13 protein-coding genes and 1 riboswitch are annotated in these 15,329 nt (G+C 66.3%); of the genes, 10 read left to right on the top strand and 3 right to left on the bottom strand.

Features of this window, described 5'->3' with window-relative positions:
- Positions 1-180 precede the first annotated feature (180 nt).
- The 3 genes from EYW47_RS13460 to EYW47_RS13475 all read left to right on the top strand — a co-directional run bounded on the left by EYW47_RS13460 (position 181) and on the right by EYW47_RS13475 (position 3,224).
- Positions 181-1,242 (top strand): substrate-binding domain-containing protein, encoded by a 1,062-nt coding sequence (locus EYW47_RS13460; RefSeq protein ID WP_133195325.1) that lies wholly within the window; start codon positions 181-183, stop codon positions 1,240-1,242.
- 475 nt (positions 1,243-1,717) lie between these two features.
- Positions 1,718-2,923 (top strand): MFS transporter, encoded by a 1,206-nt coding sequence (locus EYW47_RS13470; RefSeq protein WP_133195326.1) that lies wholly within the window; start codon positions 1,718-1,720, stop codon positions 2,921-2,923.
- Between the two features lie 163 nt (positions 2,924-3,086).
- A complete protein-coding gene (locus tag EYW47_RS13475) occupies positions 3,087-3,224 on the top strand; it encodes an entericidin A/B family lipoprotein (protein WP_133195327.1) in 138 nt (45 codons plus the stop codon).
- 159 nt (positions 3,225-3,383) lie between these two features.
- Here EYW47_RS13475 and EYW47_RS13480 read toward each other — a convergent pair whose 3' ends face one another.
- The gene (locus tag EYW47_RS13480; protein WP_133195328.1) at positions 3,384-4,373 is read right to left on the bottom strand and encodes an EamA family transporter; all 990 of its coding nucleotides are present in this window, start codon (positions 4,371-4,373) and stop codon (positions 3,384-3,386) included.
- A 658-nt stretch (positions 4,374-5,031) separates the two neighbouring features.
- On the opposite strand from EYW47_RS13480, the gene EYW47_RS13485 reads away from it, so the two are divergent.
- From EYW47_RS13485 to EYW47_RS13505, 5 genes are all read left to right on the top strand, one after another.
- Positions 5,032-5,439, top strand: a complete 408-nt coding sequence (locus tag EYW47_RS13485; RefSeq protein WP_133195329.1) for a GreA/GreB family elongation factor — start codon at positions 5,032-5,034, stop codon at positions 5,437-5,439.
- 83 nt (positions 5,440-5,522) lie between these two features.
- Positions 5,523-5,662: riboswitch (TPP riboswitch) on the top strand.
- Between the two features lie 101 nt (positions 5,663-5,763).
- Positions 5,764-7,695, top strand: a complete 1,932-nt coding sequence (gene thiC, locus EYW47_RS13490) for a phosphomethylpyrimidine synthase ThiC (protein WP_133195330.1) — start codon at positions 5,764-5,766, stop codon at positions 7,693-7,695.
- Between the two features lie 274 nt (positions 7,696-7,969).
- Positions 7,970-8,191 carry a glycine zipper 2TM domain-containing protein gene (locus tag EYW47_RS13495; protein WP_133195331.1) on the top strand — a complete coding sequence of 74 codons (222 nt, stop codon included), beginning with the start codon at positions 7,970-7,972 and terminating at the stop codon, positions 8,189-8,191.
- A 322-nt stretch (positions 8,192-8,513) separates the two neighbouring features.
- Positions 8,514-8,990 (top strand): hypothetical protein, encoded by a 477-nt coding sequence (locus tag EYW47_RS13500; RefSeq protein ID WP_240763670.1) that lies wholly within the window; start codon positions 8,514-8,516, stop codon positions 8,988-8,990.
- Between the two features lie 286 nt (positions 8,991-9,276).
- Positions 9,277-10,878, top strand: coding sequence for an L-lactate permease (locus EYW47_RS13505; RefSeq protein ID WP_133195332.1), 1,602 nt, complete (start codon positions 9,277-9,279; stop codon positions 10,876-10,878).
- Positions 10,879-10,998: 120 nt separating this feature from the next.
- On the opposite strand, the gene bamC is transcribed toward EYW47_RS13505, so the two are convergent.
- On the bottom strand, positions 10,999-12,246 hold the full coding sequence (gene bamC / locus EYW47_RS13510) for an outer membrane protein assembly factor BamC (protein ID WP_133195333.1): 1,248 nt from the start codon (positions 12,244-12,246) through the stop codon (positions 10,999-11,001).
- 406 nt (positions 12,247-12,652) lie between these two features.
- On the opposite strand from bamC, the gene EYW47_RS13515 reads away from it, so the two are divergent.
- Positions 12,653-13,138, top strand: coding sequence for a DUF2844 domain-containing protein (locus EYW47_RS13515; protein WP_133195334.1), 486 nt, complete (start codon positions 12,653-12,655; stop codon positions 13,136-13,138).
- Positions 13,135-14,472, top strand: a complete 1,338-nt coding sequence (locus EYW47_RS13520; protein WP_133195335.1) for a DUF3443 domain-containing protein — start codon at positions 13,135-13,137, stop codon at positions 14,470-14,472. The genes EYW47_RS13515 and EYW47_RS13520 overlap by 4 nt, the downstream gene beginning before the upstream one ends.
- A gap of 22 nt (positions 14,473-14,494) precedes the next feature.
- On the opposite strand, the gene EYW47_RS13525 is transcribed toward EYW47_RS13520, so the two are convergent.
- The gene (locus EYW47_RS13525; protein WP_133195336.1) at positions 14,495-15,256 is read right to left on the bottom strand and encodes a hypothetical protein; all 762 of its coding nucleotides are present in this window, start codon (positions 15,254-15,256) and stop codon (positions 14,495-14,497) included.
- Positions 15,257-15,329 lie beyond the last annotated feature (73 nt).

Raw genomic sequence — 15,329 nt, forward strand, 5'->3', positions numbered from 1 at the left:
GGCTGGGCACTCAATCTAGTTTTAAGTCCGCTATGTTTACCAATTTCATCACGCCGGCAAGGCGGACGCGATTCTACCACTGCCCCGCGCGCCCTCCCAAGCGCCCCGCGTCATCGGGCGGTCATACGCGCTTTCCATAATCGGCCCATCGAAAACGTTTACATCGCTCGGGCCGCCAGCATGACGTCAACCATCAAGGATGTCGCCGCACACGCGGGTTTTTCGATCGCCACCGTCTCGCGCGCGATCAACGCACCGCATACGGTCAATCCGGTCACGCTCGCCAAGGTGCGCGAGGCCATCGACGCACTCAAGTTCCGCCCGAGCCCGCTTGGCCGCCAGCTACGCGGCGAACGCACGCGCCTGATCGGCGTCGTGCTGCCCACGCTCGCCAATCCGGTGTTCGCCGAATGCCTGCAGGGCATCGAAGAGCTCGCGTGCGCACAGGGCTTCCGGCTCATGCTGATGACGACGCAATACGACGCACAGCGCGAGCGCCACGCAATCGAAACGTTGCGTGCGCAACGTGTTGAAGGCCTGATCCTGACCGTCGCCGACGCGGACACGCACCCGCTGCTCGACGAGCTCGATGCCAACGGCCCGCTCTATGTGCTCATGCACAACGATACGAAGCGTCGCCCGTCGGTCTCGGTCGATAACCATCGGGCCGCCTTCGACGGCGTGCGCATGCTGATCGCCCACGGGCATCGGCGCATTCTCATGCTGGCTGGCACGCTGGCCGCCTCCGACCGCGCCCGCCAGCGCCATGGGGGCTACGCACACGCGATGGAGCAGGCCGGGCTCACGCCGGCGCCCGCGCTCGAAGTCGACTTCCACGCCGAAGCGCTCGCGCCTTCGGTGCTCGCGCACCTGAGCGCGGGCCCAGCGCGGCCCACGGCCCTCTTTTGCAGTAACGACCTGCTCGCGATGGTGGTGATGCGCGGCCTGTGCCGTGCACGCCTGCGCGTGCCGCAGGACATGTCGATTCTCGGCTTCGACGGGCTCGCCATGGGCGAGTTGCTGGCGCCGCCGCTCGCGAGCATCGTCACGCCAAACGGCGAGATCGGGCGCGCCGCGTGGCAGCGGCTCATGGCGCGCATCGGTGGTGAGTACGCGGGCGCATCGCGCGGTCTTGCGTTGCCGCACACGCTGCGCGAGGGCGGCACGATTGCTGCCATTGCAGGCGCGTCGCTCTCCGCGGCGGCGGGTCAACGTTTCATGCCCGGCCCGGCGCGTGCCTGACGCTCGCCCACGCCGCGTGCCGCTGTCGATCAGCGTCTCGCGCGCAGGCCATCGCACGCCACGATTCGTTGTCCAGACAATCGCCGTTTTGCATGCGACCGAAGTCCGTGCTGTGGCGCTAACGCCACTCGACAGCTCTACACCCGCTCCGATCAAAACCGGATCTCGCGCCCGGCGCGCCCCCCACTTTCACGCTCGCGCCGCCCGCGTTCGCGCTGCATCGCCATGACGAGACGAACGGCATCGTCACCCATCACGCGTACGTGGACGCGGCGGATGGCTCTTGCCCGTTGCACGAGCCGTCGGCCGCGTCGATCGCGTAGTGCACATGTCAAACGCGGATCGAGACATGACCAGCACGATCGCACACGCTCCGGTATGATCGGCACGCCCGGGCCCGTGCGGACAGCGTTCTATCTGCACGAGCCCGCTCCGCCTTTTTAGTACCCCGCCGGGCGCCGCCCGCACTGCGCACATGTCCACACCCGATACCGCATCCGCTGGCGAGAGCCAGTCGCTGCGCGGCCTGCTGCTTCTGCTCGCGACGATTGCGGGTGTAGCGGTCGCGAACATCTATTACAACCAGCCGCTCCTCGACGACTTCCGCCATGCCTTCCCCGCCGGAGCCGCCTGGATCGGCGCCGTGCCCGCAGCGACGCAGCTCGGCTACGCGCTGGGCATGCTCCTGCTCGCGCCGCTTGGCGACCGCTTCGACCGGCGCCGCATCATCCTCGTGCAGACGGCGCTGCTGTGTCTCGCCCTGCTCGCCGCCGCAACCGCGCCCACGCTGCAGGTGCTGATCGGTGCGAGCCTCGCCATCGGCGTGCTCTCAACCATTGCGCAACAGGCCGTGCCGTTCTCGGCCGAACTCGCACCGCCCGAGGCGCGCGGCCATGCCGTGGGCACCGTGATGAGCGGCCTGTTGCTCGGCATCCTGCTCGCGCGCACGGCGGCCGGGTTCGTCGGCCAGTACTTCGGCTGGCGCACGGTATTCGGCGCGTCGATCGTGGCGCTCATCGCGCTCGCCGTGGTGGTCGTGAAGAAGCTGCCGAAGAGCCAGCCAACCTCGACGCTCGGCTATGGCAAGCTGCTTGCCACGCTCTGGCATCTCACCGTCGAATTGCGCGGCCTGCGCGAGGCATCGGCGATCGGCGCGTGCCTCTTCGCAGCGTTCAGTCTGTTCTGGCCCGTGCTCACGCTGCTGCTCGCGGGCGAGCCGTTCCATCTCGGCCCCCAGGTCGCGGGGCTCTTTGGCATCGTCGGCGCGGCGGGCGCGCTCGCGGCGCCGTGGGCGGGCCGTTCCGCCGACAAACGCGGCCCGCGCGCCGTCATTACGCTCTCGATCGCGCTGATTGCCATCGCGTTCGTGATCTTCGCGTTCTCGGGCACGAGCCTGATCGGCCTCGTGATCGGCGTGATCGTGCTCGACGTGGGCGTGCAGGCCGCGCAAATCTCGAACCAGTCGCGCATCTATGCGCTGCGCCCCGAAGCACGCAGCCGTGTGAACACCGTGTTCATGGTCTGCTACTTCATCGGTGGCGCAACGGGCTCGGCGGTAGGCGCAGCCACGTGGCATGCGTTCGGCTGGACAGGCGTATGCGTTGCAGGCCTCGCCTTCAGCGCACTCGCGGCGTGGATCCACTACGCCACGCGAGCGAGGCACGACGCACGCGCCGCTTAAATGTCCTGAGAAACGTCCAGAGAAACGCGCTGAGCGCCTTCGCCGCCCGGGCGCAGCGCGGAACACATGCGCCTTGGGCATCGCGCGTTCGTGCAGGCGGCACGACGTGCCGGGCACGGGGCGTGCTGAAGAAGGGTTCACTCATTTAGCGGAGAAACCCCTCATGAAACGCCTGATTGCCTTGCTTCTCGTCACCGCGTCGGTTGCGGCGCTGGCCGCCTGCAATACCGTCGCCGGCGCCGGCGAGGACCTGTCCTCGGGTGGCCACGCCATCACGAACAGCGCCGAGAAGGCGAAGTAACCGGCGCGGCAGGCACGGCGCCGAGGCTGAGGCTGAGGCTGATGCTGATGCTGATGCTGATGCTGGCGCCGCGACTGTAGCCGTGGCTGGCGCCGCGACTGTCCATTAGCGCGTCGGCATAGACTTAAATTGCTTCGTTCTGCGAACGATCCGGCGGGATCAGGACGTGCGCCGCCGATCGTCGAACACGAACGAGAGCCCGACGCTGCCGAGGATCAGCACCGTCGCGACGATCGTGCCGAGCGTGATCGGCTCGCCGAGCGTGAGCGCTCCCAGTATGACCGCGACTACCGGGTTCACGTACATGCAGCTGCTCGCCACGATCGGGCTCGTGTGGCGAATCAGATAGCCATAGGCGACATACGCGGCCATCGTGCCGATCAGCATCAAATAGACGAACGCAACAAACGGCAGGAAATGCAGCGTGCCCATGCGCTCGCCTGTGATCCATGCGACCAGCGTCGAGATCGCGCCGCCGAGGCCGATCTGCAGCGCCGTTGCGATGAAGAGATCGGCGGGCAGTTCGAGCCGCCCCGCGAGATGCGCGCCGATTGCCCAGAAGAGCGCGCCGCCGAGAATCGCGAGGCTGCCGCCTGCGGTCCCGCTCGCTCCCCCGCCGTGGCTGAGAATCGCGATGCCGACGAGCCCGAGCGCCACCGCTGCCCATTCACCCTTCGCGACGCGCCGCCCGGCCGCAGCGGCGATGAGCGTGGCGAACAGCGGCACGGTCGCGACCATCACCGCCGCCGTGCCTGTGCCCACCGTGCGCATGCCGTAGGCCAGCATGCCGCTCGACAGGCCCACCAGCATCGTGCCAACCACGCCCGCGTTACGCACTTGCGCGAGCGTCGGCATGACGGGACGCCGGCGCATGGCAAACATGAAGAGCCCGATGCCCGCGAGCAGATTACGCAGGCCCGAGAGCAGCAGCGGTGGAAAAGAGCCAAGCGCGACGTGCACGCCGAGATAGGTCGAGCCCCAGACGAAGTAGACGACCGCGAGCGACAGCGCGACGCGACCGCCGCGCGACTGCGGCAGCCGCACGCTGCGCGCGAGGCGCCAGCATTGTGTGCCGGCCTGGGTCAGCGTCTGCAACAGGCCTTGTACAAGCGGGCCGGCGCTCCAGCGGGAAGGCAAACGGGGTGGCATCGTCATTGCACCGCGGAGAGACTGAGGGCGAACCGCGGACATCCCGCCGGACGTGAGACGGGACGAATGAAGCGCAACGGCATGATGGAAGCGACGAAAAAAGAAAGTGCGAGGTGTGCCCAGAATTGGGGGCACGAAGGACACGAAACGCCCGAGCTGGGCGCCACGCATTATGCAACAAGGCATCTCGTTGCGGACGCAGCGAGCGCGCTTTATGCGCAGGCGCGCGGCTTGCGCGCAACGAAGCGCAGCGCTGACACGGCTACCGCGCAGCAATGCGCGGCAAGACGCCGCAATCGCTCGCGTCGCCCACGCGGGGCACCCGCGCGCCTCGCCCACCATTTTCGAGACCGTGTTAGCATGTTACCTGCTTTCAAAAATCTTTCAAATTCTGTCGTCCGTATGCATCTGCCGCTCACGCACCTTGCCGTGCATCTCGCCGCTTCCTTGCCGCCGCGCTCCCAGCGCGGCGCGTTGGCGTGCGCGAGAGCGTATCCGCAGGCGCGCACCGCCGCCCGACGACACGTCCCCGGCTCCCCGGCCCCGCTCGCCGCCGCCCGGCGTCCACACTGAACCCCCCTCCACCTCCCGGAGCCGTTCGGTCGGGCTCCGGGCCGATCCCCCACTTTTTCTATCCCGGATCGTAAGGAGAACCACCATGTCAAAGAAAATCCGCTACCTGACCGAGCTCGATCTCGCCCGCCTCGAGAAATGCGCCGCCGAGCCTGGCGCCGCACCCGCACGCCAGCTCATGCTTGACGAGCTGCTCGAACGCGCCGAGATCGTCGACTCGCACAAAGTCGCGTCCAACGTCGTCACCATGAACTCGCAGGTCACGCTCGTGAACGAAAGCACGGGCGAGAACGTCACGTTCACCGTGGTCTACCCCGTGAGCGCCAACCTCGACGCCGGGCGCCTGAACGTCTTTTCGCCCGCGGGCCTCGCGCTGCTGGGCGCGAAGCGCGGCGAGTCCGTGCGCTTCACGCCGCCGAGCGGCGCCGTGGAGACGTTCAAGATCGACCGCATTCTGTTTCAGCCCGAAGCCGCGGACGATTTCACGCTGTAAGCGTCGGGCGCCTCCGCCTCGCCTGGCACAATTCGCACGCCAGAGCACTTGCCAGATCGTCGCAGCACGGTGTATCGTTTGGCCTGCTTACGCGGGGGTCCTGCGTTATGCGCCGCTTCGAATCGTTCAGACGAATGTTCAAGCCGCGTATTACGTGGGTGAGAAATACCCTTTGAACCTGATCTGGATAATGCCAGCGCAGGGAAGCGTCCGGACTTCGCAACGCATCACGCCTCACCCCATCACAGCGAAGTCCGTCCACGTTCCGTCTCGTCTCCTGCTAAGCCGCTGTTCCCACTTTGCTTTGCATGGAGAGAGAGACGCATGAACGCGAATCCGAAGTTCATTTCCGCCAACGCGCACGTCGACGAAGCCGCAATCGCGCCGCTGCCGAATTCCCGCAAGATTTATGTGACCGGTTCGCAGCCCGACATCCGCGTGCCGATGCGCGAGATCACGCAATCGGATACGCCCACGGGCTTCGGCGGCGAAAAGAATCCGCCGATCTACGTCTACGACACCTCGGGTCCGTACACCGACCCCGAAGCGAAGATCGATATCCGCGCGGGCCTGCCGGCGCTGCGTCAGGGCTGGATCGAGAAGCGCGACGACACCGAAGCGCTGCCCGGCCTCTCCTCCGACTACGGCCGCGAACGCGCCGCCGATGCGGCCACGGCCGAGCTGCGCTTCCCGGGCCTGCATCGCACCCCGCGCCGCGCAAAGGCCGGCAAGAACGTCACGCAGATGCACTACGCGCGTCAGGGCATCATCACGCCCGAGATGGAGTACATCGCGATCCGCGAGAACCAGCGCCGTGCCGAGTATCTGGAAAGCCTCAAGACGAGCGGCCCGAATGGCGCGAAGCTCGCCGCGATGATGGGCCGCCAGCACCCGGGCCAGGCGTTTGGTGCCGCGGCCTTCGGCGCGAATGCGCTGCAAGAGATCACGCCTGAATTCGTGCGCGAGGAAATCGCGCGCGGCCGCGCGATCATCCCCGCGAACATCAATCACCCGGAAAGCGAGCCGATGATCATCGGCCGCAACTTCCTCGTGAAGATCAACGCGAACATCGGCAACTCGGCGGTCACCTCCTCGATCGGCGAAGAAGTCGACAAGATGACGTGGGCGATCCGCTGGGGCGGCGACACGGTCATGGATCTGTCGACCGGCAAGCACATCCACGAAACGCGCGAGTGGATCATCCGCAACTCGCCGGTGCCGATCGGCACGGTGCCCATCTATCAGGCGCTCGAAAAGGTCAACGGCAAGGCCGAGGACCTCACGTGGGAAATGTTCCGCGACACGCTCATCGAGCAGGCCGAGCAGGGTGTGGACTACTTCACGATTCACGCCGGCGTACGCCTGCAATACGTGCCGCTCACGGCCAACCGCATGACGGGCATCGTCTCGCGCGGCGGTTCGATCATGGCCAAGTGGTGTCTCGCACATCACAAGGAGTCCTTCATTTACGAGCATTTCGAAGAGATCTGCGAAATCATGAAGGCCTATGACGTGAGCTTCTCGCTCGGCGACGGCCTGCGTCCGGGCTCGATCTACGACGCCAACGACGAAGCGCAGCTCGGCGAACTGAAGACACTGGGCGAGCTCACGCAGATCGCGTGGAAGCACGACGTGCAGGTCATGATCGAAGGTCCGGGCCACGTGCCGATGCAGCTCATCAAGGAGAACATGGACCTGCAACTGGAATGGTGCGACGAAGCGCCCTTCTATACGCTCGGGCCGCTCACCACCGACATCGCGCCGGGCTACGACCACATCACCTCGGGCATTGGCGCAGCGATGATCGGCTGGTTCGGCACGGCGATGCTCTGCTACGTCACGCCGAAGGAACACCTGGGTCTGCCGAACAAGGACGACGTGAAGGAAGGCATCATCACGTACAAGCTCGCGGCGCACGCGGCCGATCTCGCGAAAGGCCATCCGGGCGCGCAGGTGCGCGACAACGCGCTCTCGAAGGCGCGCTTCGAGTTCCGCTGGGAAGACCAGTTCAACATCGGCCTCGATCCGGACAAGGCACGCGAGTTCCACGACGAAACACTGCCGAAGGACTCCGCGAAGGTCGCGCACTTCTGCTCGATGTGCGGACCGCACTTCTGCTCGATGAAGATCACCCAGGACGTGCGCGATTTCGCGGCGAAACAGGGCGTGAGCGACGACGAGGCCCTGAAAAAGGGCATGGAAGTGAAGGCCGTCGAGTTCGTCAAGCAAGGTGCGGAGATTTATCACCGCCAGTAAGGCACGCAAGACGGTTCGCTGCGCCGCACGATGAGACGCGAGGCACGCTTCGCGTGCGTGCGGCGCGGCAAACCGGGCGCCGCTAGTGGCTGCGTGCCGGCGGCTAGGCGCCCCGAGCTCCCCGCCCGGACCGAAACAATTTCTAACGACTCCGACATCTCGTTGACAAGCGCATACACCCGGATACGGGACGCGCCATTACGATGAACGTATTGGAGGTGCGCATCGGGCCAAAAAGCCCGAAGCCCCTCATCCGATACACGAGGAGTCGACAATGAAAACCCTTGCACGCGCACGCACCCTTCTCACTGTGACCACACTCGTTGCCGTGATTGCCAGCCTCTCAGCTTGCGACAACATGTCGAGGCGCGACCGTGACACCGCAATCGGCGCTGGTGTCGGCGGCGTTGCGGGCGCAGCGATCGGCGGCAGTGCGCTCTCCACGGTCGGCGGGGCCGCGGTAGGCGGCATCATCGGCAATCAGGTTGGCAAGTAAGGGCGTCCCCCGCCTCACCTGACGCAGCGAAAAACAACGACACGACAACAGGCAAATCGGCTTCAAACGCCGGCTTCAGAGAGGATACGCGGCGCATGTCTCGCAAGAGCATGCGCCGCGTTTGCATTGGAATTGGCATCGGCATTGGCGGCGTACTCCGCACGCATACGAGTGCGCGCAGCACCGCAATACCGCGAAATATCCGGTTATGCGAGCGCAACACAAAATGGCGGCAAGGAGCGTAAGCTCGATCGGTCAGGTTCCGGCTACACGACACACGAGCCCGCGTGATCGTCAGCTTTGCGTGGGACAGGAGTCCGCCATGAATCGCCCATCAGCAGCACTCGCCTCGCCTTGCAGATCCAGCGCCCCCGCATATAAAACGCTGTCGATCCGGCCTTGGGCCCGCGGCGCACTCAAACGGGTCTCGACGCTTGGCGCAACGGCTGCACTGCTCGTGCTTTCTGGCTGCTACTACTATTACCCGTACGGCTATGCGCCGTACTACTACGGCTCGGTCCCCGCCGCGGGCACGCAGCAGGAAAGCGCGGTCATGCAAACCAATCCGCAGGCGAGCGAGCCACCCAACCCTGCCCCCGCCGCCATCCCCGACGCGCAATACCCCGGGCCGCTCTACCCCTCGCCGCCCGTCGCCATCGCGGTGCCCGCCTGGCCGGTCTATCCGGCCTGGCCGGCTTACCCCGCCTATTACCCCTACCCTGCGTGGGGATGGGGTGCACCGGCCATCTCGTTCGGCTTCGGCTACTGGGGTGGCGGTGGCAGGCACTGGCATCACTAGGGACCATTCGCGCCAATAACCGGCGTTGACCGGCATCGAAGCGAACGAGCATTGGGCCACCCCTTTGCCGCACGACCGTACTTTCCCTCCTTGACGGTCCCGAACCATTTTCTATCCTGCAATTGGGCATCGGGGACTGAAGCATCGCCTTACTGAATTCGCCCTCCCTCACGACGGCGCTCCGGTTCTATCGCGGGCGCCGCGCGCACCGTCGACGCCACGCCCGGCACACCCTTGCGCACGCACGCATCGATGCGCCGATACGAATCAGCACAAAGGAGACGTCATGTTCCATCAGCTGTTGACTCCCATCGGCAACTCGCTATTCCTGTCGTTCATCGTGGCGGTGCTGCCGATCGTCGTGGTGCTCGTCCTGCTCGGCTGGGCGCGCCGGCCCGCGTGGCAGGCTTCGCTCGCGGGGCTGGTCGTCGGTCTCGCCGTGGCCATCGCGGGCTGGCAATTTCCGGTCAATCTCGCCGTCAGTGCGGTCCTGAACGGCGTGGTCTTCGCGCTATGGCCCGTCATGTGGATCGTCGTCACGGCCATCCTGCTCTATAACATCGCGCTGCGCTCGGGCCGCTTCGCCGCCTTTCGCATGTGGCTGCTCGACAATCTGCCCAACGACCGGCGCATCGTGCTCGTGGTGGTGGGCTTCTCGTTCGGCGCGCTCTTCGAAGGCATCTCGGGCTTCGGCACGCCCGTCGCGATCACGAGCTCGCTGTTGATCATGCTCGGCTTCCCAACGCTCGAAGCGCTCACCTTCACGCTGATCTTCAACACGGCGCCGGTGGCGTTCGGCGCACTCGGCGTGCCAATCACCGTGCTCGGCGCGGTCACCCACCTGCCCGCCGATGCGCTCGGCCAAATGGTCGGCCGCCAGCTGCCGTTCTTCGCGCTGGCGCTGCCCTTCTACGTGATCGCCATCTACGCGGGCGTGGGCGGCATGCTGCGCATCTGGCCGGTGCTGCTGGTCTCGGGCGGCAGCTTCGCGATCACGCAGTTCGTCACGGCGAACTTCATCAACTACAGCCTCACCGACGTGCTCTCGTCGCTCGTCTCACTGATCCTCACGATCCTGTTCCTGCGCGTCTGGAAGCCCGCGCCCGACCCGCGCTTCGAGATCAAGGTCGACCGCGCTAAGGAAGTGCGCGGCGACGTGCCGGGCGCGCAGGGCTGGTATCCGTGGATTATCGTGGCCGTGGTCGTGATTCTCTGGACCATCGCCAAAGTGTTCGCGATCGGCGACGTGAAGGTGCCCTGGCCGGGCCTCGACAAAGCCGTCTATATCACGCTGTACAAGACGCAGTATGGCGCGATCTGGGACTTCCAGCCGCTCGGCACGGGCACCGCGATCCTGCTCGCGGCAATCATCACGGCGCTGGTCGTGCGCCTGAAGCCCGCCGATTTCGGCGGCGCGATCGTCGACACGTGGGTGCAAACGCGCATCGCCATTCTGACCGTCGCGACCATCGTCGGGCTCGCGTTCCTGATGAACTACTCCGGCCTGACCTATACGCTCGGTCTCGGCGTCGCCTCGGTGGGCTCGCTCTTTCCGCTTGTCTCGGCGTTCCTCGGCTGGGTTGCCGTGTTCCTCTCGGGCAGCGACACCTCAGGCAATGCGCTGTTCGGCAACCTCCAGGTCGTGGCCGCGCACCAGCTCAACCTCGACCCCGTGCTCATGGCGGCAACCAATTCATCGGGCGGCGTCATGGGCAAGATGATCTCGCCGCAGAACATCTCGACGGGCGTGGCCACCACCGACCTCAAGGGCAAGGAAGGCCACGTCTTCGCGAAGACCTTCAAGCACTCGATCCTGCTCACGGTGGTGCTCGGCATTCTCGTGTGGCTGCAGCAAAACGTGCTCACGTGGATGATTCCGCCGCATTGAACGCGCCGGGCGGCACGTCGGGGCGTAAAAAAACCGCCTGCGAATACCTCGATTCGCAGGCGGTTTTTTTGTCGATTGCTTGCGGCGGCCGGCGTGCCGCACGCTGCAATACGAGGGGGCTTACTGCAGCTCTCCGACCACGAGACCCATGATCTCGCGAGCCGGCCGCGACGCGTCGACCTGACCGTTGTCGTCGACGACCGCCACGCGGGTCTGGTTATCGGTCACGGCGCGCACGTTGAGCTTGTACTGCTTGGCGATCTTTTCCTTGCGGCCATGGAAGATCTGGTTCCAGAAGCCCTGTTCCGCCGCGCTCATGTCCTGCGGGTCGACGTAGCGCACGTAGTAGATGCCCTTCGCGCGGTCGCGGTCGTCCACGGTGAAGTTCGCGCGGTCGAGCGCGACACCCACACGCAGCCATGCGCGATCGTACGGCTCGGCGAGCGTGAGCTCAGTCGACGTGTACTGGCCGCCAGCCGGGCTGTTCGCCGAGGACGAGGTGGCCGGCGTGCTCTGGCCTGCCGCGGCGGCGTTCTGCGCCGCGATGGCGGCTGCAGCCGCATCGGGACCCTTGGACGCCGCGTCCTTTGCATTGGCCTTCGGATTTGCCTTCGCGTCGGCCTCGGCGGCGATCTGCGCGTCGGGCACGCCCGGCTTGGCGTTCGCGAGCGTCATCATGAGCCGCTTGAGGTACTCGGTTTCGAGCGCCGGATCGTTGGGCTTCGGCACCCACTTGCTGGTGTCGTTGTTGGTGCCGCTCAGCTGCTCGCTCAGACCCTTCTGGCTGATGAAGATGTACGTGCCGCCCGTGGGCGACGTGTCGAGACGCGTGCGGTACTTGTTGCGCTCCGCAGTGACGTACGAGTTGCCCGTGGCCCACGACAGCGTGTTGCGGATGAGGCCGTCGCTGATCTTCGGATGGGTCTCGTTCCAGTCGGTTTCCATCACGCCCTTGTCGCGCTGGTCGACCACCAGCAGGAAGCCCTGCTCCTGCCAGAAGCGGCGCACCTGCGGCCAGACCTGGTCGGGCGTGCGATTGTCGATGACAAGCCAGCTTTCCGTGCCGTCACGCTGAATGTGCATGCCGGGCACTTGCGGGAGCACCTGGGTCTGGTCGGACGGCGGCGCTGCGGCCTGGGTCTGCTTGAGCGAGGACAGCGACGTCTCTCCGCCTTGCGGGGCCATCGAGCGCTGGTCGGAGGCTTCGTCGAGCATGTTCGGCGGAACGGCCAGCGAAGCCTGTTTCGCCTTTCCATCACTGCGGTAATCGATCTTGCCGGGCGTCGGCGAGCTGCAGCCGGCGACCAGCCCGCCCGCCATCAGGAGCGCGAGGGCGCGAGCGGCAAGACGTTGGTGAAAATCACTCATGTTCGGGTAATCCCTTCGGCTAGGCCACGGGCTAGTTTCCGTGGATCAACCAGCCATTTTACCGGCGAGAGGCCGTGCTGTGCAAAAACCGGAGCTCGGCGGCACTGCCGGGCGCAAGCCGGACGTGCAAACCGGGCTGCCAGGCGGCGAGCAGCGGGCCGTCCAGCCGATTTTGCCACCAGATTGACGCCCGCAACGTAACGTTCGTCAACATTTGGAAAAACACTCTCCGAGTCTGAAAAATAGACAAATCCCTTTTTTGATCAATGTCTTACGAGAAAACGCGCCTGGCGATCAAATTTGCGTGAATCGGCATTTATGTCGTTCTGATCTTGCGCGCGTGACCCGGTGCTAATTTCCCTCCAAAAAAAGAGATAAGTCCGAAGAACGCCATACGGAGAGATTCATGAAAATTTGGAGACGCCTGCAGGCGAGCCGCGTTGCGGCCAACGCATGCCTTCTCTCGTGCCTTGCGGCTAGCGCCGCACCGGCTCACGCAGCGCTCGGCGACACGGTTTCGTCCGGGCTCCCGCCAACACCCGCATCGGCCACCCAGACGCTCGCGGGCGGGGCGGCACGCGTGACAAGCTACGTCGACGCGGGCGGGACGCGCTTTAGCGAGTACATCGCCGCCAGCAGCGGCGAAATCTTCGCCTACGTGTGGCAAGGGCCCACCCCGCCGGATCTCGATGCGCTGCTCGGCCGCTACGCCGCCGCGTGGCGCAGCGGCGCTGCCGCGCTGCATGCGAGCGGACGCGACGGCCTGCACGCCGCGCGCGTCGATACACCCACTGTCGTCGTCGAGTCGGGGGGGCACATGCGCAGCTACATCGGGCGCGCGTGGCTACCCGCGGCGCTGCCTGCGGGCGTCAGCGAGGGAGATCTGCGATGAGCGCGCCCGCGCAACGCGTCTTCGAACGCGCTTCGATCCGGAGCGTACAAGCGGACGTCCGCTCGTTCGTGCTCGCAGGCGTCCTCGCCGTGGTGCTTGCGGGCTGCGGCGGCGGCGGCGGCAGCAACGGCACGGCAGGCGCAACGGTCCCGGCGAGCTCGCCCGCTGCCGCAAGCGCGCCCGCGGCCTCGGCTCCGGCGAGCTCGCCGACCTCGAGCGGCCCGAGCACGTCGGGCACCGTCCCGCAATCGACGACGCCCAATGTCGTCGCGGTCAGCGTCGCCGCCACGCCCACCTTGACGCGCAACATGCTCATGGCGAGCGTGACCGTCTGCGTGCCCGGCACGAGCACCTGCGCAACCGTCAACAACGTGCAGGTCGACACCGGCTCGCAGGGCCTGCGTCTGCTCGCATCGGCCCTGCCGGCCGGATTCGCCCTGCCCTCGGTGGCCGCCGGCGCGGGCTCGTCGCCCGCGGGCGAATGCGCGGCCTTCGGCACCGGCTACACGTGGGGCGCAGTACGCAGCGCCGACGTGCGGCTCGCGGGTGAAGTGGCTCCCGCGCTGCCAATCCAGCTGATCGCCGACCCGTCCGTGCCGACCACGCCAAGCGTCTGCCAGGGCTTCGGGCTCGCGATGATCAATACCACGGCGCTGCGCTCGAACGGCATCCTCGGTGTCGGGCCCTTTAACGCCGACTGCGGCGCGGCCTGCGTCAATCAGCCGAATAGTTCGTGGTACTACTCATGCCCTTCCGGCAACTGCACGGCGAGCGCGCAGCCGCTCGCGCAGCAGGTGAGCAATCCCGTCGCGGCGTTTGCCACCGACAATAACGGCGTCGTGCTCGATCTGCCCGCGGTGCCCGACGCGGGGCAAAGTGCCGTGAGCGGATCGCTGATATTCGGCATCGGCTCGCAGTCGAACAACGCGCTCGGCGGCGCGACGGTGCTGCGCGCGAACACGGTGACGGGCTTCGTGTCGACCACGACCTCGGACGGCTCGGTCTATCCGCTGAGCTATCTGGATAGCGGCTCGAACGGCTTTTTCTTCGCGAACGCGGCACTCACCCGCTGCGGCGCGTGGTACTGCCCGAGCGCGCCGCTGAGCATCGGCGCGACGATCAAGGGCACGGACGGTGTGAGCACACCGGCCTCGCTCCCGGTCGCCAATGCACAAACGCTGTTCGCGAGCGGCAACTGGGCGTTCGACAACCTGGCAGGCTACAACGGCAACATGTTCGGCTGGGGATTGCCGTTTTTTTTCGGGCGGCGCATCTATACCGCCATCGAAGCCCAGGTGACGCCCGCGGGCGCGGGGCCGTATTTCGCGTTCTGAGCCTCGGGCGAGCGGGCGCGGGTTACTCGTCGTCGCTGTCGGGCGCGGGCGTGGTCTTTGCGAGTGCGGCTGGCGAGAGCCAGCGGAACGACGTGAGGCTACCCGTCTTGTCATAGGTGCATTCGGCGGCGGTGGCCGGGCGCGGCGCCTTGTGCAGGCCCAGCTTCACGGCCAGCACCGCCATCGGCGTGGTGGGCTTGCTTTCCGCGACCGGCGCGGCTGCCGATGCCGCGGATGCCACGGCGGCTCCGGATGCCGCAGAAGCTGCGGACGCTACAGCGGCTCCGGACGCCGCAGAAGCCGCGGACGCTACCGTTGCTCCGGATGCCGCAGAAGCTGAGGACGCTACGGCTGCTCCGGACGCCGCCGGCGCCAGCGTGCCGCGCTGCGCCGCCGAAGCGACCGACGATGCCGACACCGCCGAAGCTCCACGCGCAGCCGAGGCGCCCGTCGAAGCCGAAGCCCCGGCGGCGCTCGCCGCGCTCACGCCCGTGGCGGCGCCGGTGGAAGCCACAGGCGTGCCGGAGACGGCGGCGACCGCCTCTGGGCTGAGCACGCCCGATGCCGGCAGCGCGCCGCGAGCGAGCGTGCCTTCGACGACGACACGCTTGCCGCGATACGCCACCGCGGTATGTGTGACGGACAATTCGCCCAGCGACGCGTTGGCGAGCCGGGTGCGAATTTCATGCTCGCATGCGCTGGGGTTCTGGTACTGCGCGACGCATCCCGCGAGCAGAGTGGCACCGGCGGCGAGGCCGACGAGGCAGGCTTTCCGTTTGTTCATCGCTCTTGTTGCGCTTCTCGCGCGGTTCGGTTTTCAGGCTGCGGCAATTGTAGCGTACAGCCCGCCAAGACCC

Source organism: Paraburkholderia silviterrae, assembly GCF_004353915.1.
Taxonomy (GTDB): Bacteria; Pseudomonadota; Gammaproteobacteria; order Burkholderiales; family Burkholderiaceae; genus Paraburkholderia; species Paraburkholderia silviterrae.

Coding starts and splice junctions, on each gene's coding strand:
- EYW47_RS13470 (WP_133195326.1), top strand. CDS start 1,718: ATGTCCACACCCGATACCGCATCCGCTGGCGAGAGCCAGTCGCTGCGC.
- EYW47_RS13495 (WP_133195331.1), top strand. CDS start 7,970: ATGAAAACCCTTGCACGCGCACGCACCCTTCTCACTGTGACCACACTC.
- EYW47_RS13525 (WP_133195336.1), bottom strand. CDS start 15,256: ATGAACAAACGGAAAGCCTGCCTCGTCGGCCTCGCCGCCGGTGCCACT.
- EYW47_RS13505 (WP_133195332.1), top strand. CDS start 9,277: ATGTTCCATCAGCTGTTGACTCCCATCGGCAACTCGCTATTCCTGTCG.
- EYW47_RS13480 (WP_133195328.1), bottom strand. CDS start 4,373: ATGCCACCCCGTTTGCCTTCCCGCTGGAGCGCCGGCCCGCTTGTACAA.
- EYW47_RS13485 (WP_133195329.1), top strand. CDS start 5,032: ATGTCAAAGAAAATCCGCTACCTGACCGAGCTCGATCTCGCCCGCCTC.
- thiC (WP_133195330.1), top strand. CDS start 5,764: ATGAACGCGAATCCGAAGTTCATTTCCGCCAACGCGCACGTCGACGAA.
- EYW47_RS13520 (WP_133195335.1), top strand. CDS start 13,135: ATGAGCGCGCCCGCGCAACGCGTCTTCGAACGCGCTTCGATCCGGAGC.
- bamC (WP_133195333.1), bottom strand. CDS start 12,246: ATGAGTGATTTTCACCAACGTCTTGCCGCTCGCGCCCTCGCGCTCCTG.
- EYW47_RS13500 (WP_240763670.1), top strand. CDS start 8,514: ATGAATCGCCCATCAGCAGCACTCGCCTCGCCTTGCAGATCCAGCGCC.
- EYW47_RS13515 (WP_133195334.1), top strand. CDS start 12,653: ATGAAAATTTGGAGACGCCTGCAGGCGAGCCGCGTTGCGGCCAACGCA.
- EYW47_RS13475 (WP_133195327.1), top strand. CDS start 3,087: ATGAAACGCCTGATTGCCTTGCTTCTCGTCACCGCGTCGGTTGCGGCG.
- EYW47_RS13460 (WP_133195325.1), top strand. CDS start 181: ATGACGTCAACCATCAAGGATGTCGCCGCACACGCGGGTTTTTCGATC.